This window comes from Streptomyces sp. NPDC091272 (assembly GCF_044757485.1).
Lineage (GTDB): Bacteria > Actinomycetota > Actinomycetes > Streptomycetales > Streptomycetaceae > Streptomyces.
In genome coordinates this window covers 652,464-672,933 of the sequence record NZ_JBIVVC010000001.1, presented here as the reverse complement: position 1 = coordinate 672,933, position 20,470 = coordinate 652,464, and the positions used below count along the sequence as shown (strand labels likewise).

The window sequence follows — 20,470 nt, the reverse complement described above, 5'->3', positions numbered from 1 at the left end:
GTCTTGGGTTGGGGGGGGGGCCCCCCCCCGCCCCGCCCCCCCCCCCCCCGGGGGGCCCCCCCCCCCCCGGGGGGGGGGGGGGGCGCCGCGGGGGGGCCCCCCCCCCCCCCGGCCCCCCCCCCCCCCCCCGCCACTGCCGAAAACCGTCCTGTCGTCGCAGGTCAACCCCCCTATTCGGCAAAATGATTTGTGGATGGGTCAACCATCAAAACCCTTGAAGGAGGTGATGCCCTCCGACACCAGCAGATCCACCTCCCGCAGCGTCCCGGGGTTCACGTCGGAGAGGATCATGTGGAACCCGTAGTCGATCGCGCAGTTCCCGTCGGCCTTCGCGTGCCAGGCGTCGAGGCCCGCGCGCAGGCCCTGGCCGGGGCTCTGGATGGCGAAGTCGACGATGGTGGTGGCGCCGCCCCAGGCGGCGGCGCGCGTTCCGGACTCGAAGGTGTCCGCGGCGAAGGCGCCGCCGAACGGCATCTCCATGTGGGTGTGCGCGTCGACGCCGCCCGGGATCACGCACTTGCCCGTCGCGTCGATCGTCGTGCCGGCGGTCCAGCCATCGGCGACGGCGGAACCGTGGGCGGCGAGGGCGACGACCCGGCCGCCCTCGATGAGCACGTCGGCGTGGTTCTCGTCGGACGCGGTGATGACGAGGCCGCCCCTGATCAAGGTGCGTGTGCTGCTGCTCATACGGTCGAGGACCTCCTGGGCCGGTCGCTGCGGGGGGTTCAGACGCTGTGCAGGGCTCGTTCGAGGACGGCGGCGCCCTCCTCCGCCTCCGCGACCGTCAGCGAGAGGGGCGGGGCGATGCGCAGCACGCTGGTGTTGTGGCCGCCGCCCTTGCCGACCAGGAGGCCGCCCTCGCGGGCCGCTTCCTGGACGGCGCCCGCCGCTTCCGGCCAGGCCTGGTCGGTGCCGGGGCGGACGATCTCGATGCCGGCCATCAGACCGCGCCCGCGTACCTCCCGTACGCAGGGAACGGTCGCGGCGATCGCCCGCAGCCGTTCCAGGAGGAGTCCGCCGACCCGCCGGGCGTTGCCCTGGAGGTCGTGTTCGAGCAGGTAGGAGAGGTTGGCGAGGCCTGCGGCCATGGTGACGGGTGAACCGCCGAAGGTGGAGATGGAGCCGGAGTCGATGCAGTTCATGACCTCGGCGCGGGCCACGACGCCGCCGATCGACATGCCGTTGCCGATGCCCTTGGCGAAGGTGAGGATGTCCGGCGGTCCGTTCTCGGCGTGCGCCTGCCAGCCCCAGAAGTGGTCACCGGTACGGCCCCAGCCGGTCTGCACCTCGTCCGCGATCCACAGGATGCCGTGCCGGTCCAGTACTTCGCGGAAGGCCGCGTACAGCCCGTCCGGCGGGGAGGTGAAGCCGCCGACGCCCTGCACCGGTTCGGCGATCAGGGCGGCCACCTGACCCCTGGCCTGGCCGAGCACGTCCTCCAGGTCTGCGACGCACGCCTCGATGAACTGGGCGTCGGACAGTTGCGCGTACGGACCCCGGTAGCGCACACCGCCGTGCACGTACAGGGTTTGCAGCGGGGAGAGGCTGGTCGGGGACCAGTTGCGGTTGCCGGTGAGCGCGACGGTGGAGAAGGAGCGCCCGTGGTAGCTGTTGCGCATCGCCAGGATCTGGTTGGAACGGCGGTACGTCGTCGCCAGCATCAGGGCGGTGTCGTTGGCCTCCGTGCCCGAGGTGGTGAAGAAGACCCGGGCGTCGGGGATGCCGGAGAGGTGCGCCACCCGCTCCGCCAGGTCGATCATCGGGCGGTTGAGGTAGAGGGTCGAGGAGTGGATGAGGCGTCCGGCCTGTTCGGCGACGGCCTTGGTGACCTCGGGGAGGGCGTGGGCGGTCATCGTGGTGAGGATGCCGCCGAAGAAGTCCAGGTACTTGCGGCCCTCGGAGTCGAAGACGTGGCGGCCCTCGCCGTGGGTGAGTTCGAGGGGCTGCTGGTAGTAGAGGGCGAGCCACTCGGGCAGGACGGCCTGATGGCGGGAGTGCAGGTCGGTCACGGCTGAACCAGTCCTTCGCGGAGGTGCGGGTCGGTCACGCACGGCTGATCGAGTTCTTCGCGTGCGCACGGGACGTGCACGGCTGAGTCACGGCTGATCGAGTTCTTCGCGTGCGCCAGGACGCGCACGGCCGGGTCATGGCTGTTCGAGTTCTTCGCGTGCGCACGCGTCGCGCACGGCTTGGGCGCGTGCCCTCAGGACGCGCACTGCTGGGTCACGGCTGATCGAATCCCAAGTGCGCGCACGCGACCCTTGCGGCTGCACGAGTCCCTTGCCCGCGCACGGGGCCCTTACGGCTGTACGAGCCCCTTGCCTGCGCTCGCGACCCTTACGGCTGTACGAGCCCCTCGTACGCGTCGGGGCGGCGGTCGCGGTAGAACGCCCACTGGTGGCGTACTTCCTCGATGAGGTCGAGGTCGAGGTCCCGGACGAGGAGTTCCTCCTCCTTGTCACCGGCCGTCTCGCCGACGAACTGGCCGCGCGGGTCCACGAAGTAACTCGTGCCGTAGAAGTCGTTGTCGCCGTACTCCTCCTGCCCCACCCGGTTGATCGCCGCCACGAAGTACTCGTTGGCGACCGCCGCGGCGGGCTGTTCCAGCTGCCAGAGGTGGGCGGAGAGGCCGCGAGAGGTGGCCGAGGGGTTGTAGACGATCTGCGCGCCCCCCAGGCCCAACTGCCGCCAGCCCTCGGGGAAATGGCGGTCGTAGCAGATGTAGACGCCGATTCTGCCGACCGCCGTGTCGAAGACCGGCCAGCCGGCGTTCCCCGGTTTGAAGTAGTACTTCTCCCAGAAGCCTTTGACCTGGGGGATGTGGTGCTTGCGGTACTTGCCGAGGTAGCTGCCGTCCGCGTCGATCACGGCAGCGGTGTTGTAGTAGAAGCCGGACTGCTCGCGCTCGAAGACCGGGACCACGATCACCATGCCGGTCTCTCGGGCGAGGTCCTGCATCCGGCGGGTGGTCGGGCCGTCCGGGACGGCCTCGGCCCAGCGGTAGTGCTCGGGCTCCTGCACCTGGCAGAAGTAGGGGGCGTTGAAGACCTCCTGGAACCCGATGACCTTCGCACCCTGCCGGGCCGCCTCCCGGGCGTGTTCCTCATGCTTGGCGATCATGGATTCGGTATCGCCGGTCCAGGTGGCCTGGACCAGGGCGGCGCGTACGACGTTGGCCATGACTCGTCTCCGTTCAGCCGGGAGCCCTGACGCCCGACGGGACGTCAGAGAGCTTCTACGCCCGTAGAGTTGGGACGCGGATCCTTGAACGTAAGCCGCTGCGGATGGCGGGGCAAGACCATCGTCGTGAACCCGCGGAGTCGATCTTGTTTCACACCCGCAAGGGTGAATTTCCGGCCCCGCCCCCGCCTAGAACTCGATCTTGATCGCGGCGTGCGGACGCTTGCCGCGGCGCAGCAGCGTGGCGGGCACGTCGGTGAGCCAGAACTGCCAGGTGTACTTGCGCGAGATCAGCTTGCGGACCTCACGCAGGCCCTCCTCGTCGAGCAGCGTCGCCGTGGCCTCGACGGTGGGCCCGTTCGGCTTGATCCGGCCGCGGATGTCGCACGGGGCGACGGTCACGCTGCTGTTGCGGCGGACGCGCTTGACCTTCCAGGTGTCGGCGTTGGTCCACACGTACAGCGCGGAGCCGTCACCGGCCACCCAGACCGGGGTGGCGACGGGGGTGCCGTCCTTGCGGAAAGTGGTGAGGCTTATGTAACGGGTGCGGGCGAAGGCGCTCGGGAGATCCATGGGGCGACCCTACGCGCGGGGGGCGGCCCGTGTGGGCGGAGTCGCCGATACGTCCGACGCCGGTTGCCCGTTGCCGCGCCTAGAGCAGGGGCAGCAGTTCGCTCCGCACGAGGAGCTCGTCGAGGGAGAGGCCGAGCGTGCCCGCGAGGGCGGCGACCGTGAAGAACGCGGGCGTGGGGGCGCGACCGGTCTCGATCTTGCGCAGCGTCTCGGCGGACAGCCCGGCGGCGCCGGCCACGTCGGGCATCGTACGGCCGGCGAGGGTGCGGGCCTCACGCAGCAGCTGACCGAGGCGTTCGCCGCGTTCGCGTTCTTCGGGGGTGAGGGGGGTGCGGACCATGCCGTTATTGTAATACCTCTGAGGGCGGGATAGTAATTGGCGCAGTGGTGAGGTGGCCCACGCACCGGTCACGCTCGGACCCACGCACCGGCCGCGCACGGGCCCACGCACCGGTCACGCTCGGGGCCACGCGCGGGGCCACGCACTGGCCACTCACCGTCCCGCGCCAGGGGTCAGGGGCGGGCCCACGCACCGGCCGCGCACGGCTCCACTCACCGGCCACCCACCGGCCAATCACCCTCCCGAGCCAGGTGTCAGGGGCGGTCCGACTCCCGCACCACCATCGCCGAGCCGCCGCCCCGGCGGACCTTCTCCGCCGCCGCGAGCCAGCGGCCGTCCGGCAGGCGTTGGACGCCCGTCGCCGCGCCGATCTCCGGGTTCTCCTTGAAGACGTGGCCGAGCGCCTCCAGCTCACCGCGGACCGGACTGTTCCACAGACCCGGCTCCAGCTCGGTGGTCGCCGCGTTCCGCTGGCTCGCCCGGGGCGACGCGATCGCGTCGACCAGCGGCAGCCCCCGGTCCACGTGCCCCACCAGACTCTGCAGCACCGTCGTGATGATCGTCGCCCCGCCCGGTGAGCCCAGTGCCAGCACCGGCTTGTCGTGCCGGTCGAGCACGATCGTCGGCGAGATCGAGGACCGCGGCCGCTTGCCGGGACCCGGCAGGTTCGGGTCGTGGACGGCGGGGTTGGCGGGCGCGAAGGAGAAGTCGGTCAGTTCGTTGTTGAGCAGGAAACCCCGCCCGGGGACGGTGATGCCGCTGCCGCCCGTCGACTCGATGGTCAGCGTGTAGGACACGACGTTGCCCCACCTGTCGGCCGTCGTGAGGTGCGTGGTGTTCTCACCCTCGTACGTCGTCGGCGCCGCCGTGCCCGAACTGCCGCACGTGCGCGACGGGTTGCGCGGGTCGCCCGGCGCCAGCGGGCTCACCAGCACCGCATCGTCCTTGATCAGGCACTCGCGCGAGTCCGCGAACCTCTGCGAGAGGAGCCCCTTCGTCGGTACGTGTTCGAAGGCCGGGTCGCCGACCCAGCGCCCCCGGTCCGCGAAGGCGATCCGGCTCGCCTCGATGAACCGGTGCAGATAGGCGGCCTGCGAGGCCTTCGACAGGTTCGTACGCTCCAGGATGTTGAGCGCCTCGCCGACACTGGTGCCGCCGGACGAGGAGGGCGCCATGCCGTACACGTCCAGACCGCGGTAGGACACCTTCGTCGGGGCGGGCCGCTGCGTCCCGTAACCGCGCAGGTCCCGCTCGTCGAGATCGCCGGACCGCACGACCCGGGTCGACCTCGGGTCGACCGGGGGCTTGCGCACCGTACGGACGATGTCGCGGGCGAGGTCACCCCGGTACAGCGCACCGACCCCCTCACGACCCAGCTTCTCGTACGTACGGGCCAGGTCCGGGTTGGTGAACCTGGAGCCCACGACCGGGAGTTGACCGTCGGGCAGGAAGAGCTTCGCACTGTCGGGGAAGTCCCGGAAACGGGCCTCGTTGCCCTGTGTCTGCGAACGGAAGGTCGCGTCGACGGTGAAGCCGTCACGGGCCAGGCGTTCGGCGGGCTTCAGCAGGGTGCGCAGCGGCTTCGAGCCCCACGCGTCCAGGGCCGTGGCCCAGGTGGCGGGTGTGCCCGGGGTGCCCACGCTGCGACCGCTGGTCATCGCCTGGTCGGTGGGGATCGGCTTGCCGTTCTCCAGGAAGAGATTCTTGTCGGCGCTGCGCGGGGCGGTCTCGCGGCCGTCGATGGTGCGCACTTTGCGGGTCCTGGCGTCGTAGGAGACGAAGTAGCCGCCTCCGCCGACGCCCGCCGAGTAGGGCTCGGTGACACCGAGCGCGGCGGCCGTGGCCACGGCCGCGTCCACCGCGTTGCCACCGTTCCTGAGCACCTCGATACCGGCCGCGGACGCGTCGGCGTCGACACTGGCGACCGCGCCGCCGTAACCGACGGCGACCGGGACCTTCGCGGGAGGCGCGGCGACGACGGGCGCCGCCGCCGCTCCCCCGCCCCGGGACTCGGCCGCTCCCCCGCCGCCCGGTGGCGCCGCCGCTCCCACCGTGACGACTGCCGCGGTCACGGCCAGCAGCGACAGTGCCCGTACTGCGGGTCCGGCGGGTCGGTCGGTTCGACGCATGCGTACCTCCTGGCGACAACAGTTCGCGCAGCGTAGCTCTACCGTCATGGCCCCGCCAGGTGCCCTGCGGCGCGTCCCGTCATGTGGGCCGGACCGACATGCGCCCGTCACAGAGCCGCACACCGGCCCATGACAGGCCCCCGCGGGGGACCCGGGGAACCCGTCCGTCCCACCGGCACCGTGGGGCCGCTAGCATGCGCGCCCATGAGTGACGACCTGCGCAACATCCTTCTGGGCGGGACAGCCGCCGGCCTCTGCGTCGCCGTCGGCTGGCTGGCCCGTACCTACCTCTGGCGCCGCAGACTCCGGCGCAGGCAGGCGTTCTTCGGGATGCCGAAGAACTCCGAGTCGCTGCTGGTCGTCAATCGCGAGCCCGGTGGCAGCGACTCGGCCGTGCACCGCTTCGACGTCTTCGCCCTCCTCGAACTCTCCGCGCTCGTGCGGGAGTGCGGTGCGCACGCCCAGATACTCACCCACGACGTCCCCCAGCAGGGATTCGGCGAGCGCACCGAATTCTGCGTCGGCAACCCGGGGTCCAACCGGCGGATGACCGCCCATCTGCAGAGTCTGCTCCCCGGCATACGTATCAACGTGGACGTCGAGCCGTCCCCCGACCGGGGCGCCTTCCAGATCGGTACCGAGCGCCACCGCCTGGAACCCGGGGTCGCCGAGTACGTCCTGCTGGCCCGGCTCACCGTCGGCGACGGCGCCCGCCCGGTCTTCCTCTTCTGCGGTCAGCGCGCCATCACCAACCAGGCCGCGACCCGCTATCTGGCCAGGAACCACGAGAAGCTGGCCCGCAAGCACGGTGACCGTTCGTTCTGCCTGCTGCTGAAGGTGGTCAACTCGCAGGCGTACGGCCCCGATGTGGTGGAGCTGGTCTCCGACGTGACGCGCTCGGCGCAGACCCCGCTGCCGGTCCCGCCACGCAACTCCCACCGCGCGGTGACGTGAGACCCGCCCCGGGCGCGGTCAGCTGCGCCGGTCCTCGACGGGCAGCGTCGGCGGAGCGTGGCGCCTCACCAGGGCCAGCACGTCCTCCGGGACCAGCTCGAAGACCAGCCGCTCGAAGCACAGCCCCTGCTCGGACCTCGGCTCGCGCCCCCTCATCGTCGACAGCCGCCGGTAGGCGGCGCGAGGCCGGCAGACGTACGGGAGCGATCCGGCCGACTCCCGTGCCTCGACGATCACGTACTGGACGCCCCGTACGCCCTCCGCCCGTACGGACACCACGTCGTCCCAGGGCACGGTCCGCCGCGGGTAGAGCGGCAGCCGCACCGAGAAACCGTCGGGCCCGGCCGAGATGCGCAGCGGGTGCACCGCGTACCCCACGTAGGTGACGGCGACGAAGAGCAGCAGCAGGCCGAGCGCGGACATCAGCGCCCCGGAGAGCGTGGCGTTGTTCGCCCCCTCGACGATCGCGTAGACGGTGTAGCCCCACATCACGGTGACCACCGCCGCCGCGACCGGCAGCGCCATGACCAGCCGGCGCAGCGGCAGCTCGATTGTCGTGTCGGCCGTCGGTGCCGCGTCCTGCGGGCCCTTCGGATCCTGTGCATGCGTCATGCGACGAGCTTCGGCGCTGGGCGGCCCGAGCACCAGTACCCGGCGGTAATCGGCCCTGTCCGCATCGCCGGCCACCCCTTGGCCGGACCGTCGTATCCCCTGCCACCTGCGGCTCAGCCCGCCGTCGCCTTCTGCGGAGTGCGGGCCGCGAGCTTGCCCCGGTAGTGGTCGACGACCACGGCGATCATGATCACCGCACCGGTGATCATCTGCCGCTGGAAGTCCGAAACCCCCATCAGGAGCAGCCCGTTGGTGAGTACGCCCAGCAGGCAGGCGCCGAGCAGCGTGCCGATCATCGAGCCCTTGCCGCCCGAGAGCGAGGCACCGCCGATGACGACCGCCGCGATCGCGGACAGCTCGTAACCGCTGCCGAGGATCGGGCTGGCGATGTTGAGGCGCGCCATGTACGTGACCGCCGCGATACCGACCGCGAAGCCCGCGATCACGAACGCCGCGACCTTGACCACGCTCGTACGGTGCCCGGACAGCCGCACCGCCTCCTCGTTGGACCCGATCGCGAAGACCAGCCGTCCGAAGACGGTGCGGGTGAGGACCAGGTGACCGACGACCACCATCAGCACCGCGATCCAGAAGAGCGAGGGGATGCCCAGGAGGGTGGAGGTGCCGAAGTGGCTGAAGCCGGGCGGGAAGTCGTACAGCGTCTGCGCGTCGGTGTGTTCGAGTGCCGCGCCGCGCGCCACGTTCAGCATGCCGAGCGTGACGATGAACGAGGGCACGCGCCAGCGCTCGGAGACGAAACCGTTGACGAACCCGCAGGCCATGCCGACGAGGGCGGCCACCGCGACGGCCAGCAGCACGGCGAGCGGGGTGGACAGGCTCGCCGAGGTCAGCACCTCCCCGGCGACGACAGCCGAGAGGGCCATCACCGAGCCCACCGACAGGTCGATGCCGCCGACCAGGATGACGAAGGTCATGCCGACGGCGAGCATCGTGTTGAGCGTGATCTCGGTGGCGATGTGCGTGAGGTTGTCGGACGTGGCGAACTTCGGGGCCGCGAGCGTGAAGACGAGCACCAGGGCGAGCAGCGCGATGCCGATGCCGGCCTCGCCCATCACCTGACGGGTCAGCTGGCGGGCGGTACGGCGCTCCGCGACGGGCGCGGCGGCGGCTTCCTTGGTGGGGGCCGGTGTGGTCATGAGGAGCTCTTCCCGTTCTCTGCGGCGGGTACGTCCGGGGGCGGGGCCGGTATGTCCGAGGCCGAGCCCTGGGCGCCCGGCGGAGGGGTCTGCGCCTGCGTGACGTATCCCGAGTACGCGAGCGCCAGGATGCGCGAGGTGTCGAAGTCGGCCCGAGCCACCTCTCCCGCGATCCGGCCGCGCGAGAAGACCAGGACGCGGTCGCAGACGCCCAGCAGTTCGGGGAGGTCGGAGGAGACCACCAGGAGCGCCTTGCCGTCCCCGGCGAGGTCCGTGAGCTGCTGGTGGATCTCGTAGCGGGCGCCGACGTCGATGCCCCGGGTCGGTTCGTCGACGACCAGGACGTCGGCCCCGGCGAGCAGCCACCGTCCCAGGACGACCTTCTGCTGATTGCCGCCGGACAAGGTGCGCACCGCCGTACGGATGCTGGGGGTCCGCACCCCCAGGCGGTCCACGGCGGCGCGTGCGTGGCGGTCCTCGTCGGCCCGCTTGAGCAGGCCCCGGCGGGAGATCCTGCCGGTCGCGGCGAGGGTGATGTTCGCGGCGACCGGCATGTCGAGGACCAGTCCCTGCCCCTTGCGGTCCTCGGTGAGCAGGCTGATGCCGTGGCGAACGGCGTCCCGGGGGGTACGGACGCGCACCCGGCGGCCCTTCACGTACACGTGTCCACCGTCGTGCCGGTCCGCACCGAACAGCGCACGTACCGTCTCGGTGCGGCCCGAGCCGACGAGCCCCGCGACGCCCACCACCTCGCCCGCGTGCAGCGCGAAGCTGACGGGCCCCGCGCCGCGCGGACGCAGCTGCTCGACGCGCAGCAGTTCGTCGCCCGCCGGGCGGTGCACGTACGGCGGGTACTCCTGCGCCATGTCCCGGCCGACCATCAGCCGGATGACCTCGGCGGTGCCGGTCCCGGCGAGCTCCTTGGTGACGACGTGGCGGCCGTTGCGCAGGACCGTCATGCGGTCGCCGATCTCGAAGACCTCCTGGAGGTGGTGGGAGATGTAGAGCACGGCGGTACCGCGTGCGGTGAGCCGGCGGATCACTGCGAAGAGTCGTTCGGTCTCGCGCGAGGTGAGGGTGGCGGTCGGTTCGTCCATCACCAGGACCCGGCAGTCCTGCCACAACGTCCGGGCGATCTCCACCAGTTGCATCTGGGCGATGCCGAGCCGCTCCACCTTGGTGCCCGGCCCGATATCGAGCCCGACCTCGTCGAGGAGTTCCTGCGCGCGCCGGTTGAGGGTGCGCCGGTCGACGACGCCGTACCTGCGCGGCAGCCGCTGGAAGAAGAGGTTCTCCGCGACGGTGAGGTTGGGCAGGAGATTGAGTTCCTGGTGCACGACCTGGACGCCGGCCCGCATGGCGGCGGCCGTGTCCTTGGGCGCGTACGGCTCGCCCGCGAGGCGCAGACTGCCCGTGTCGGGCGGCTGGATGCCGGCCAGGATGCGGACCAGGGTGGACTTGCCCGCCCCGTTCTCGCCGAGCAGGGCGTGCACCTCCCCCGCGCGCAGTTCCAGCCGTACGTCGTCGAGGGCCTTGACCCCCGGGAACGCCTTGCCGATGCCCCTGGCCTCCAGGACCACCGGCGCGCCGGCCCGGGTGTCGCTCGTCGAGGGTTGCGTCTGTTCGCTCATCGCGTCATCCCGCGTCCACGCCGGTGACGACCTTGACGTCAGTCTTCACCCAGGCCGCGGACTTCTCTCCCTCGACGGCCCGCAGCGCCACGTCGATGCCGTCGGCGGCCTGCTTTGCGGCGAACTGGTCCACAGTGGAGACGACTTGACTGTCCTTCAGGTAGGGCTTGACCGCGGCGATGTTGTCGAACGACGCGACCACCACCTTGCCCTTCCTGCCCGCCGCCCCGATCGCCTTCACCGCGCCGAGCGTCATGGAGTCGTTGGAGGACATGACGCCCTGGATGTCGGGGTGCGCGGTGAGCAGGTTGGACAGCACGGTGTACGCCTCGTCGGTCTCCCAGTGCGCGGTCTTCGACCCGACGACGGTGAGCCCGCCCTCCTTCGCCGCCTGCTCGAAACCGGCCTTGCGCTGCTGGGCGTTGGCGGCGCCCGGGTTGCCCTCCAGGATGACGACCCTGCCGCCCTTGCCGAGCTTCTTGGCGAGCACCTCGCCGGAGAGCCGGGCACCCTCGGCGTTGTCGGGGCCGACGAAGGGCACGTCGAGGCCGGCGGCCTTGAGTGCGCCGTCGTCGAGCTTGACGTCGATGTTGACGATGCTGATACCGGCCTTGGCCGCACGGCCGAGCGGGGCGACGAGGGCGCGGGAGTCGGCCGGGGCGAGGACGAGGGCGTCGGCCTGTTCGGTGATGCAGCGGTTGATGGCGGCGACCTGACCGTCGATGTCGGTCTCGTTCTGGATGCCGCTGGTCTTGAGCTCCAGGGTGCCGAGCTGCTGCGCGTGGTCCTCGGCGCCCTTCTGCATGGTCTGGAAGAACTCGTTACCCAGGGACTTCATCACCAGGCAGACGGTGGGTTTGCCGTCCTTCTTCCTGTCCTTGCCGCCGCCTTCGGCAGCGGATCCGCCCTCCTGCCCGCAGCCGGTGAGGGCGGTGGCGAGCAGCAGGGACGAGGTGGCGGCGGTGGCGAGGGAAAGCCTGCGGTTCATCGTTGAACTGCCTTCCGTTGAAGGAGAGTTCGCGTCTCGGTGGGACGCGGGCGAACGGGCCGGGGTCGGCGGCGGGTCGTGCGTGGAGATCCCGGGACGGCGGGATCCCTAGAAGGGAACCCCCGCGCGGAGCACGACATTGGCGTACGGAGTCGTCTCCCCGGTCCGTACGACCGCCCGTGCACGCCGCGTCAGCTTCTTGAGCCGTGCGTGCGGCACCCGGTCGAGCGGGGTCCCGGCGAACTGCTGGTCGAAGAGGGCCAGCAGTGCGGGGTCGGTGGCCTCGTGGGCCACGGCGGCGTGCTCCACGACGAGTTCGTCGAGCACCGCCTCCAGCACGGGCAGGAACGCGGGTTCGCCGCGCCGCCAGACCAGGTCCACGACCTCCACCCCGGGTGGCACCGGCAGCCCGGGGTCGGCGACGACCAGCAGGTCACCGTGGCCGAGCGAGGTGATGATCTCCAGGAGGCGGGGGTGCCAGAGCCCGTCAGCGCGCATGGTGCACCTCATTCGTCGGGGCCGGCGGATCGGCCGGGCGGTCGGTGGCCGGGAGGGCCGTCGGACCGGCCGCCGGACCGGCCGCCGGATCGGCCGCCGGCAGGGGTGCACCGTCGAGCAGTGCGTCCACCTCGGCGCCCGAGGGCAGCGAACTCTGCGCGCCGGGCCTGGTGGTGGCGAGGGCCCCTGCCGCGCACGCCCTGCGGACCGCCTCGGGCAGCTGCGTACCGGCCCCGAGGGAGAGGGCGAGCTGTGCGCAGAAGGCGTCCCCCGCCCCGACGGTGTCCACGGCGGCCACGCTGAACCCGCGTTCCGCGCAGTTGAGTTCATCGTCCGCGGCCACCGCGCCGTCCGGGCCGAGGGTGATGACGACGACGCCGGGTCCGAGTTCGCGCAGGGCACGCGCGTGCTCCTGCCAGTCGCGGCTCCCCCGCGGCAGCAGACCGGCGGCCTCGGTCTCGTTCACCACCAACACATCGACGGAGGCGAGGAGTTCGGAGAGCCCGGGGTTGACGGACGGTGGCAGCGGCGCCGCGTTGAGGACGACGAGCGCTCCCGCGTCGCGGGCCTCGCGGGCGGCCGCCAGCACGGTGGGCAACGGCACTTCGAGCTGGAGGAGAAGCGTCTCGGCGCGGCGCGCGACGGTCCCGCCGGTGAGGCTGCCGAGAGCGGGTACGTCGAGGTGGCGGTTGGCCCCCGGGGAGAGGGTGATGGTGTTCTCGCCGTCCTGCTGCACGACGATGAGCGCCACCCCGCTCGCCACTCCGGGGAGTTGGGCGACACCGCGGTCGTCCACGCCCTCCTCGGCGAGGCGCTCGCGCAGCTCGCCGGCGAGCGCGTCGTCACCGAGCAGGCCGACCATCGCCACCTCGGCGCCGAGCCGGGCCGCCGCGACCGCCTGGTTGGCGCCCTTGCCGCCCGCGCCACGTACGACGTCCGCGCCGGAAACGGTCTCGCCGGGCTGCGGCAGCCGCGGCACGGTGACCGAGAGGTCCATGTTGAGGCTGCCGACCACGACCAGTCGCTCGCTGCTCACCGGGCACCACCGTTCTCCGTGGACAGGTCCATGTGTTCGCCGCCCGCCGGTTCGGGGCATCCGCAGGAGCCCCTGGCCAGCAGGGTCACCGCGAGGACGTCCCGGGTGGGCGGCAGATCGGGCTCCCGCATCCGCTCCAGCAGGCGCCGGACCGCCGTGCGGCCCAGTTCGTCGTACGGCTGGCGCATGGTGGACAGCGCCGGGCAGGTGTACGCGCCGGCCGCGATGCCGTCGAACGAGACGAGGGCCAGGTCGTCGGGGACCCGGATGCCCAGCTCGGTCGCCGCGCGCAGCACCCCGGCCGCCTGTTCGTCCGAGGTGACGAAGAGGGCGTCCACCGACCGGTCCCTGGCCAGCAGCGCACGTCCGGAGCGGTATCCGTCGAGCCTGCCGAAGGAGCCGTGCATCAGCGGCGCCGCGTCGGGGCACGCCTCCCAGCCCGTACGGCCGCCGGAGCCCGTCCCGGCTCTGAGCCCTGCCTGCTCCAGCGCCGTGCGCCAGCCGACGACGCGGTCCACCGTGGGGTGGATGCCGAGCGGCCCCGCGATACAGCCGACCCGGCGGCGGCCGTGCGCCAGGAGGTGCTCGGTGGCGGTCCGCGCCCCCCTTGCGTTGTCGACCAGGACGTACGAGGTCGCCACGCCGTCGAGTTCGCGGTCGAAGACCAGGCTGGGCACCCCGGACCTGGCCAGTTCGGCGCGCCAGGCCTGCTCGCCCTGGGAGGGGATCAGCAGCATCCCGTCGACCTGCCGGTCCACGAAGGTGCGGATGTAACCGGCCTCGCGGGTCGCGTCCTCGACGCTGTTGCCGACGAGCAGGGTGTAGCCGGCGGCCCAGGCGTGGTCCTCCAGCGAGCGGGCCAGCTCGGCAAAGAAGGGGTTCGCGGCGTCGGGCACCACGAGCCCCAGCGTCATCGTCTGGTTCATCCGCAGCGAGCGGGCGACCGCGTTGGGCCGGTAGTCGAGCGTCCTGACCGCCGCGAGGACGCGCTCCCTGGTGGCGGGGGCGACGGAGCGGGGCCCGTTGTTGAGCACGTAGCTGACCACCGACGGGGACGTGCCCGCGAGCTGCGCCACTTCCTGCCGTGTTGCCATTGCGACCCCCGGTGTCCCTGTGGTGCGGATGCGCGGTGCGAGAGCTCCGCCTGCCGCAACACGAGTTGGCAACTCGTGTTGCGGCAGGATTATGAGAAGCAACCCGCGCAACCGCAAGGGGTGCGCGCCCGCTGTCACGCTCTGCGCAGCAGCCCGATGTAGAGGTCCCAGAACCGCTCGGCGTCGACGTCGAGCACGATCGTGGCCTTGCGGGTGCCGCGTGGGTTGTTCGGCGCGTCGAACTCGTCGAGCTTGTACCCGAGCGAACGTCCGTAATCGGCACCGAAGTTGGCGTCCACGTCGACGTACCGGCGGTCGCTGCGCCGCGCCACGGCGGGATCGAGGAAGACGGCAGCGGTGATCGCGTCCCAGAGGAAGTGGGTGGCCCGCGGGTCCTTGGCGAACTCGGGCCCCTGCAGGTCCTTGAAGATCTTCTTGATGGCGGTCTGCTTCCCCGCGACGATGGCGTCGTACTGCCTCTTGCCGTAGACGACGTGCTGTGCGGCGTCGTCGGGCACGATCGTCTGCTTGCGGAACGGGGTGCGCAGCGCGATCCGCGCCGACTCCGGGTCGAACCACCAGTTGAACTCGGCGGCCGGGGTGATGTTCCCGGGCTTGTCGAAGGCGCCGCCCATGTAGATCACCTCCTTGATCAGCGGCACGATCTCGGGGTGGGTGCGTACGGCCAGTGCGAGGTTGGTAGCGGGTCCGTCGGCGAAGACGGTCACCTGGCCCGGGTACCGCTTCACCTGCTCGACGATGAAGTCCGCGGCCGCCGTGTCCTTCTTCGGCGCGGTCCTGGGGTAGCCGCCGTACGGGGGCCTGGCGAGCTTGTCGTACGACGGCGGGCGCCGGGAGTCGAAGGCACCGGCCCACGGCGGTTTGCCGTACAGCGCGCTCTCCGCGGTGAGCCGCTCCTGCCGGCCGGGCATCAGCGGTTCGCCCGCGCCCGCGACCACCGGGATGTCGGAGCGGCCGATCAGCTCCAGCTGGCGCAGGGAGTAGGCGGTGCCCTCCTCGACCCAGGTGTTGCCGCTGACGACGGTGACTCCGAGGAAGTCCACGTTCTCCGCCTTGGCCAGCATGAACATGGTGACGGCGTCGTCGTTCAGTTCGCCCATGTCCGCGTCGAGGATGACCTTGCGGCTGTTGTCGGCCCGCGGCTGCGGCGCCGCGGGGATCACCTCGGGCACGGGCGCCGCCGCGGCGACCGGGGAGAGGAGCAGCGTTGCCGCGATCAGCGGGCCGAACAGTCTTTTGCGCACGGGGTCCTCCGTCGGGGAGAGCGGGCACGGACCGCGCGATTATGAGAAGCAATCCGGTCAACGGCAAGGCACGGAGCACGCGCGCCCGCAAGGGGCCGTAAGGACCTGCCGCAAAGGACCTTGGTCCTTTACCGCTGCGTCACTCCTCACAAAGCGCCTCGCGCATTTGCCGCAACCAAGGCTTGGCGGATTACCTCCTTCAGAGAGGACAGACAGGGACAGACAGCACGCTTCTCACGGAGGTTTTCCAGTTGACCCGTATACGCCGCCCGCGCACCCGGCTCCGTACCGGCACCCTCACCGGCACCGCAGTGCTGGCCACGGCAGCACTGACCGCCTGTGCGGGCGGGACCGCCTCCGGCTCGGCCGCGGCCGACGAGGCGCCGCGGACCAAGGTGACGGTGAACCTCACGGGCGACCAGGCCAAGGCCGGTGATCCGGTCAAGGTGACCCTGGCCGGGGACGGCACACTGGACGGCGTGACGGTCAAGGACGCCAAGGGCGGCACCCTGACCGGCCAGATATCCGCCGACGGCAGGTCCTGGACCTCCGCACGTACGACTTCTCCCGGCACCGGCTACACCGTCGAGGCGAAGGCATCGGGGGCCACCGCGACCAAGGCGGGGTTCACCACCCGGGCCGCCGACAAGGTCAACAAGCTGAGCATGGCTCCCGGCAAGAACACCACGATCGGCATCGCGCACCCGCTGTCGATCGTGTTCGACAACCCGGTCAAGAACAAGGCCGACGTCGAGAAGCACCTCAAGGTCACCACCTCGAACCGCACCGAGGGCTCCTGGGGCTGGATGACCGACTACTCCGGCAAGGACCGCGTCGACTGGCGGCCCAAGGAGTACTGGAAGCCCGGTACGAAGGTCAGCCTCGCGGCGGACCTGAACGGCGTGAACTCGGGCCGGGGTGGCGGCTGGTTCGTCCGTGACTACAGGACGAACTTCACCATCGGCAAGAGCCAGGTCGTCAAGGTCGACCTGGACGGCCACCGCCTCAAGCTGATCCGCGACGGCCAGGAGATCAAGGACGTGCCCATGTCGGCGGGCACCCCCGGTGGCGACAAGGCGTCCTGGCGCGGCAAGACCGTCCTGATGGCGAAGGAGGGCACCATCAACATGCGCTCCGAGACCGTGGGCCTGGGCGACGCCTACGACAAGATGGTCGACCACTCGATGCGGCTGACCTGGTCGGGCATGTACGCCCACGCGGCGCCGTGGAACAAGGGCGTCTTCGGCAAGGCCAACAAGAGCTCAGGCTGTGTCGGTATGAGCGACTCCGACGCCAAGTGGATCTACGATCAGGTCCAGGTCGGCGACCCCTTCGAGGTCACCGGCTCCGACGCGAAGGGCACCCAGGCGCTCAACAACGGCTACGGCAACTGGAACGTGTCGTGGTCCGCATGGCAGGCCAGGAGCGCCCTGACCGCCTGACGGCGGGTGCGGGGCCGCGAGGCTTGGGGCCGCCGGGGGGATGCAGCTCCTCCCACAGCGCGGGGCCGCCGCGGGGGGCGGCTCCCGGACCGCGGGGCCGGCTCCAAGAGCGCGTCCCCGGGAGCCGAACCCCACCGCCGACAACGTCCCGGCCGCCGCCTCACCCCGGTGGCCGGCACCGTCGACCCGTTCCGCGTCGAGCACTGCCCGTCCGGCGCGCAGCTGACCTTCTCGCCTCCCGCGGCCGACCCAGTTTCGTGTCGGTACCGCCTCGCGGCGAGTGATCCCCGGCTGCTGCCGAACCGGAACGTGCTCTCTTCCTTGACCTACCGCTCCCTCAGCGGCTCAAGGAACAGGAGGTACCCCCTTCGGCAGCAGCGTGCCCGCCTCGGCCGGAGCGATGTCCATGCCCTCCGTCCTGGGATTGCCCCGCTGCCGCCTGGACACCCAGTTGGCGAACCAGGAGAGCAGCATGCACATCCCGATGTAGATCGGCGAGATGACCAGCACCACGGGGATGAAGGGCAGGTCGTAGTCGAGGTTGGACGCGATGAGCTTGCCGGCGTGGAGGAACTCCTCGTAGGTGATCAGGAACCCGAGGGAGGTGTCCTTCAGCGCGACCACCAGCTGGCTGATGATGGTCGGCAGCATCGCCCGGACCGCCTGCGGCACCAGGACGTACGTCATGACCTGCGTCTTGCGCATCCCCAGTGCGTACGCCGCCTCCCGCTGGCCGCGGTCCACGGAGTGCACCCCGGTGCGGAACACCTCCGCGAGCACCGAGCCGTTGTAGAGCGTCAGTCCGGCCACCAGGGCGGGCAGCGGCTGCACCTTCAGCGCCACGAAGATGAAGAAGATCATCACCAGCACGGGCATGGCGCGGAAGAACTCCACGCACAGCGCGGACACCCAGCGCACCGGGCGGTGCTCGGACAGACGTCCGACCGCGAGGAGCGCCCCGAGCAGGAGCGAGAGCACCGCGGCGTAGGCGAACGCCTTGAGCGTGTTCGCGAGCCCTCGGAGCAGCAGCTCCTGGATGCCCTTGTACTGGAAGGGTGTCCATTTGGCCGCCGTGAACTGGTCGGTGTCGAACAGGAGGTACACGATCCAGCCGACCAGGGCGAGCAGCAGGATCGTCGAGGCGATCCCGTACATCAGGTGCCGGTGCCGGGTCCTGGGTCCTGGGATGTCGTAGAGGGCGGTGGACGCCGTCGAAAGTGCGCGGCTCATCGGGCGACTCCCCAGCGCTTCTCCAGCAGGTGGAAGAGCGCGCTGATGGTGAGGGTGATGATCAGGTATCCGACAGCGATCCAGACGAAGCTCCAGATGACGCTGTAACCCAGCTCGTTGAGGGTCTTGTAGGTGCCGAGCAGCTCGACCACGGAGAAGGCGCCGGCGATCGCCGAGTTCTTGGCGAGCGCGATGAGCGTGGAGCCGATCGGCGGGATCACCGACCGGAAGGCCTGCGGCAGCACCACCGTTGACAGGGTCTGCCCGAAGGTCATGCCCAGGCTGCGGGCCGCCTCGCCCTGCCCCAGCGGCACGGTGTTGATGCCCGAGCGCAGTGCCTCGCAGATGAACGCGGAGGTGTAGCAGCCGAGTGCGAGCACCGCGAACAGCTGGAAGGGCAGCACGAGTCCGAACCTCGGCAGCCCGAGCAGCACCGCGAAGAACAGCAGGGTGAGCGGGGTGTTGCGCAGCACCGTCACCCAGGCCGTGCCGAGCGCCCGGAAGGAACCGACGGGCGAGACCCGGCAGGACGCCATGACGAAGCCCAGCACCAGGGCCAGCACGGAGGCGTAGACGGTCAGTTCGACGGTGCCGAGGAAGCCCTTGCCGTAGAGGGAGAAGTTCTCGGTGAGTACGTTCATGTGGGGGTGGCCTCCCTCAGCTCGCCGGATAGCGGTCGATGGGCGGTGCGGGAGTGGCCTTGCGGCCGGAGAGCCCGAGCGTCACGTCGTACGCCTTCTGCCAGTCGCCGTTCTTCTCGCGGGCGGCGAGCGCGTCGTCGACGGCGAACCGCAGCGCGTCGTCGCCGCGTGGGAGGCCGATGCCGTACGGCTCCTTCGAGAAGGGTTTGCCGACGACCTTCATCTCCTCGGGGACCTTGGCCGCGTACCCCATCAGGATCGTGTCGTCGGTGGTGACGGCGTCGACCTGGTAGGTGAGCAGGTTGTCGACGCAGACCGAGTAGGTGTCGTAGGCGACGAGGTCGGCCTCCGGATGGTCCGCCGCCATCCGCTGGTACGGGGTGGACCCGGCGGCGGAGCACACCCGCTTGCCCGCCAGGTCGCCGGGTCCTTCGATGTCCTTCTCGTCGGTGCGCACGAGCAGGGACTGGCCGGCCATGTAATACGGGCCGGCGAACCCGACGAGCTTCTTGCGGTTGTCGTTGATGGTGTAGGTGCCCACGTAGTAGTCGATCTGGCCGTTCTGCAGGGCGGTCTCGCGGTTCGCGGAGGCGATCGTGCGGAACTCCACCGTGGCGGGGTCGAAGCCGAGCGAGGCGGAGATCATCTTGGCGATCTCGATGTCGAAGCCGGAGTAACGGCCGCTCGCCGGGTCCTTCTCCCCCATGTACGGCTGGTCCTCCTTGGCCCCGACGACCACGTGGCCGCGCCGCTCGGCCTTCTGCCAGGTCGGCGACGCGGGCAGTGAGAAGCCCGACACCACCTTGTAGTCCGGGAGTTGGTCCGGGCTGGGGCCCTTGACCGGCGGGCTCCCCTCCTTGCCGCAGGACACGGCCAGGAGGGCGAGCGCCAGTGCGATGAAGGTCTTTCTCGTACGCAGCAATGGTCCGCCCCCGCTCAGTGCTTGAGGATCTTGGAGAGGAAGTCCTTGGCGCGGTCGCTCTTTGGGGCGGTGAAGAAGTCCTCCGGCGTACGGTCCTCGATGACGCAGCCGTCGGCCATGAACACGACACGGTTGGCGGCGGACCTGGCGAACCCCATCTCGTGGGTGACCACGACCATGGTCATGCCCTCGGCGGCGAGCTGCTGCATGACCTCCAGGACCTCGTTGATCATCTCCGGGTCGAGCGCGGAGGTCGGCTCGTCGAACAGGAGCACCTTGGGGTCCATAGCGAGTGCGCGGGCGATGGCCACGCGCTGCTGCTGGCCGCCGGATAGCTGGGCGGGGAACTTGTCGGCGTGCGCGGCGAGCCCGACGCGCTCCAGCAGCTCCCGGGAGCGCTTGTCCGCCTCTTCCTTCTTCCGGCCGCGGACCTTGGTCTGGGCGAGCGACACGTTCGCCAGGACGGTCTTGTGCGCGAAGAGGTTGAAGGACTGGAACACCATGCCGACCTCGGCACGCAGCTGCGCGAGCGTCCTGCCCTCCTCGGGGAGGGGTCTTCCGTCGATCCGGATGGTGCCCGACTCGATCGTCTCCAGCCGGTTCATCGTCCGGCAGAGCGTTGACTTGCCCGAGCCGGACGGGCCGATGACCACCACCACCTCCCCCCGGCCGACGGTGAGGTCGATGTCCTGAAGGACGTGCAACTTCCCGTAGTACTTGTTGACGCCCACCAGCTCGATCAACGGATCGACGGCCATACGCTGCCCTACCCACTCTC

The 20,470-nt window shown here is 70.6% G+C and carries 19 protein-coding genes and 1 pseudogene; 2 read left to right on the top strand and 18 right to left on the bottom strand.

Features of this window, described 5'->3' with window-relative positions; translation table 11 throughout:
- Positions 1 to 207: 207 nt before the first annotated feature.
- The 6 genes and pseudogenes from ACIQM4_RS02695 to ggt form a co-directional block, all read right to left on the bottom strand.
- A pseudogene (locus ACIQM4_RS02695) lies at positions 208 to 687 on the bottom strand (amidohydrolase family protein); the annotation flags it as partial.
- Positions 688 to 725: 38 nt separating this feature from the next.
- Positions 726 to 2,009, bottom strand: coding sequence for an aspartate aminotransferase family protein (locus ACIQM4_RS02690; RefSeq protein WP_401584975.1), 1,284 nt, complete (start codon positions 2,007 to 2,009; stop codon positions 726 to 728).
- Positions 2,010 to 2,337: 328 nt separating this feature from the next.
- A complete protein-coding gene (locus tag ACIQM4_RS02685) occupies positions 2,338 to 3,180 on the bottom strand; it encodes a nitrilase-related carbon-nitrogen hydrolase (protein WP_401584972.1) in 843 nt (280 codons plus the stop codon).
- 189 nt (positions 3,181 to 3,369) lie between these two features.
- Positions 3,370 to 3,753, bottom strand: a complete 384-nt coding sequence (locus ACIQM4_RS02680; RefSeq protein WP_401584969.1) for a PPOX class F420-dependent oxidoreductase — start codon at positions 3,751 to 3,753, stop codon at positions 3,370 to 3,372.
- 79 nt (positions 3,754 to 3,832) lie between these two features.
- Positions 3,833 to 4,093, bottom strand: coding sequence for a helix-turn-helix domain-containing protein (locus ACIQM4_RS02675; protein ID WP_401584967.1), 261 nt, complete (start codon positions 4,091 to 4,093; stop codon positions 3,833 to 3,835).
- A 254-nt stretch (positions 4,094 to 4,347) separates the two neighbouring features.
- Positions 4,348 to 6,222: a gamma-glutamyltransferase gene (gene ggt, locus ACIQM4_RS02670; RefSeq protein WP_401584964.1), complete on the bottom strand. Its 1,875-nt coding sequence runs from the start codon at positions 6,220 to 6,222 to the stop codon at positions 4,348 to 4,350.
- 204 nt (positions 6,223 to 6,426) lie between these two features.
- Between ggt and ACIQM4_RS02665 the strand changes: the two genes are divergently transcribed.
- The gene (locus tag ACIQM4_RS02665) at positions 6,427 to 7,176 is read left to right on the top strand and encodes a hypothetical protein (RefSeq protein WP_401584962.1); all 750 of its coding nucleotides are present in this window, start codon (positions 6,427 to 6,429) and stop codon (positions 7,174 to 7,176) included.
- Positions 7,177 to 7,194: 18 nt separating this feature from the next.
- On the opposite strand, the gene ACIQM4_RS02660 is transcribed toward ACIQM4_RS02665, so the two are convergent.
- From ACIQM4_RS02660 to ACIQM4_RS02625, 8 genes are all read right to left on the bottom strand, one after another.
- On the bottom strand, positions 7,195 to 7,788 hold the full coding sequence (locus ACIQM4_RS02660) for a hypothetical protein (RefSeq protein ID WP_401584960.1): 594 nt from the start codon (positions 7,786 to 7,788) through the stop codon (positions 7,195 to 7,197).
- 113 nt (positions 7,789 to 7,901) lie between these two features.
- Complete coding sequence (locus ACIQM4_RS02655; protein ID WP_401584957.1) at positions 7,902 to 8,945, bottom strand: ABC transporter permease; 1,044 nt, start codon at positions 8,943 to 8,945, stop codon at positions 7,902 to 7,904.
- Positions 8,942 to 10,576, bottom strand: coding sequence for a sugar ABC transporter ATP-binding protein (locus ACIQM4_RS02650; protein ID WP_401584955.1), 1,635 nt, complete (start codon positions 10,574 to 10,576; stop codon positions 8,942 to 8,944). The genes ACIQM4_RS02655 and ACIQM4_RS02650 overlap by 4 nt, the downstream gene beginning before the upstream one ends.
- A 4-nt stretch (positions 10,577 to 10,580) precedes the next feature.
- Positions 10,581 to 11,564 carry a sugar ABC transporter substrate-binding protein gene (locus ACIQM4_RS02645; RefSeq protein ID WP_401584952.1) on the bottom strand — a complete coding sequence of 328 codons (984 nt, stop codon included), beginning with the start codon at positions 11,562 to 11,564 and terminating at the stop codon, positions 10,581 to 10,583.
- A gap of 108 nt (positions 11,565 to 11,672) precedes the next feature.
- Positions 11,673 to 12,062 carry a D-ribose pyranase gene (gene rbsD, locus ACIQM4_RS02640; RefSeq protein WP_401584949.1) on the bottom strand — a complete coding sequence of 130 codons (390 nt, stop codon included), beginning with the start codon at positions 12,060 to 12,062 and terminating at the stop codon, positions 11,673 to 11,675.
- Entirely contained in the window at positions 12,052 to 13,098 is a 1,047-nt protein-coding gene (locus tag ACIQM4_RS02635) for a ribokinase (RefSeq protein WP_401584946.1), read from the bottom strand. The genes rbsD and ACIQM4_RS02635 overlap by 11 nt, the downstream gene beginning before the upstream one ends.
- Positions 13,095 to 14,192 (bottom strand): LacI family DNA-binding transcriptional regulator, encoded by a 1,098-nt coding sequence (locus ACIQM4_RS02630; protein WP_401584944.1) that lies wholly within the window; start codon positions 14,190 to 14,192, stop codon positions 13,095 to 13,097. Before ACIQM4_RS02630 ends, ACIQM4_RS02635 begins: the two co-directional genes overlap by 4 nt.
- 134 nt (positions 14,193 to 14,326) lie before the next feature.
- Positions 14,327 to 15,457, bottom strand: a complete 1,131-nt coding sequence (locus ACIQM4_RS02625; RefSeq protein ID WP_401584942.1) for a nucleoside hydrolase — start codon at positions 15,455 to 15,457, stop codon at positions 14,327 to 14,329.
- Positions 15,458 to 15,708: 251 nt separating this feature from the next.
- Here ACIQM4_RS02625 and ACIQM4_RS02620 point away from each other — a divergent pair, with 251 nt between their 5' ends.
- Positions 15,709 to 16,899, top strand: coding sequence for an Ig-like domain-containing protein (locus ACIQM4_RS02620; RefSeq protein WP_401584939.1), 1,191 nt, complete (start codon positions 15,709 to 15,711; stop codon positions 16,897 to 16,899).
- A gap of 345 nt (positions 16,900 to 17,244) precedes the next feature.
- Here ACIQM4_RS02620 and ACIQM4_RS02615 read toward each other — a convergent pair whose 3' ends face one another.
- The 4 genes from ACIQM4_RS02615 to ACIQM4_RS02600 are packed head-to-tail and all read right to left on the bottom strand — an operon-like array spanning position 17,245 to position 20,450.
- Complete coding sequence (locus tag ACIQM4_RS02615; protein ID WP_401584936.1) at positions 17,245 to 18,129, bottom strand: amino acid ABC transporter permease; 885 nt, start codon at positions 18,127 to 18,129, stop codon at positions 17,245 to 17,247.
- Positions 18,126 to 18,770: an amino acid ABC transporter permease gene (locus ACIQM4_RS02610; RefSeq protein WP_401584933.1), complete on the bottom strand. Its 645-nt coding sequence runs from the start codon at positions 18,768 to 18,770 to the stop codon at positions 18,126 to 18,128. Before ACIQM4_RS02610 ends, ACIQM4_RS02615 begins: the two co-directional genes overlap by 4 nt.
- Positions 18,771 to 18,786: 16 nt before the next feature.
- Entirely contained in the window at positions 18,787 to 19,692 is a 906-nt protein-coding gene (locus ACIQM4_RS02605; protein WP_401584931.1) for a glutamate ABC transporter substrate-binding protein, read from the bottom strand.
- Between the two features lie 14 nt (positions 19,693 to 19,706).
- Positions 19,707 to 20,450: an amino acid ABC transporter ATP-binding protein gene (locus ACIQM4_RS02600; RefSeq protein WP_401584928.1), complete on the bottom strand. Its 744-nt coding sequence runs from the start codon at positions 20,448 to 20,450 to the stop codon at positions 19,707 to 19,709.
- Positions 20,451 to 20,470: the final 20 nt, after the last annotated feature.

Coding starts and splice junctions, on each gene's coding strand:
- ACIQM4_RS02685 (WP_401584972.1), bottom strand. CDS start 3,180: ATGGCCAACGTCGTACGCGCCGCCCTGGTCCAGGCCACCTGGACCGGC.
- ACIQM4_RS02680 (WP_401584969.1), bottom strand. CDS start 3,753: ATGGATCTCCCGAGCGCCTTCGCCCGCACCCGTTACATAAGCCTCACC.
- ACIQM4_RS02675 (WP_401584967.1), bottom strand. CDS start 4,093: ATGGTCCGCACCCCCCTCACCCCCGAAGAACGCGAACGCGGCGAACGC.
- ggt (WP_401584964.1), bottom strand. CDS start 6,222: ATGCGTCGAACCGACCGACCCGCCGGACCCGCAGTACGGGCACTGTCG.
- ACIQM4_RS02665 (WP_401584962.1), top strand. CDS start 6,427: ATGAGTGACGACCTGCGCAACATCCTTCTGGGCGGGACAGCCGCCGGC.
- ACIQM4_RS02660 (WP_401584960.1), bottom strand. CDS start 7,788: ATGACGCATGCACAGGATCCGAAGGGCCCGCAGGACGCGGCACCGACG.
- ACIQM4_RS02655 (WP_401584957.1), bottom strand. CDS start 8,945: ATGACCACACCGGCCCCCACCAAGGAAGCCGCCGCCGCGCCCGTCGCG.
- ACIQM4_RS02650 (WP_401584955.1), bottom strand. CDS start 10,576: ATGAGCGAACAGACGCAACCCTCGACGAGCGACACCCGGGCCGGCGCG.
- ACIQM4_RS02645 (WP_401584952.1), bottom strand. CDS start 11,564: ATGAACCGCAGGCTTTCCCTCGCCACCGCCGCCACCTCGTCCCTGCTG.
- rbsD (WP_401584949.1), bottom strand. CDS start 12,062: ATGCGCGCTGACGGGCTCTGGCACCCCCGCCTCCTGGAGATCATCACC.
- ACIQM4_RS02630 (WP_401584944.1), bottom strand. CDS start 14,192: ATGGCAACACGGCAGGAAGTGGCGCAGCTCGCGGGCACGTCCCCGTCG.
- ACIQM4_RS02615 (WP_401584936.1), bottom strand. CDS start 18,129: ATGAGCCGCGCACTTTCGACGGCGTCCACCGCCCTCTACGACATCCCA.
- ACIQM4_RS02610 (WP_401584933.1), bottom strand. CDS start 18,770: ATGAACGTACTCACCGAGAACTTCTCCCTCTACGGCAAGGGCTTCCTC.
- ACIQM4_RS02600 (WP_401584928.1), bottom strand. CDS start 20,450: ATGGCCGTCGATCCGTTGATCGAGCTGGTGGGCGTCAACAAGTACTAC.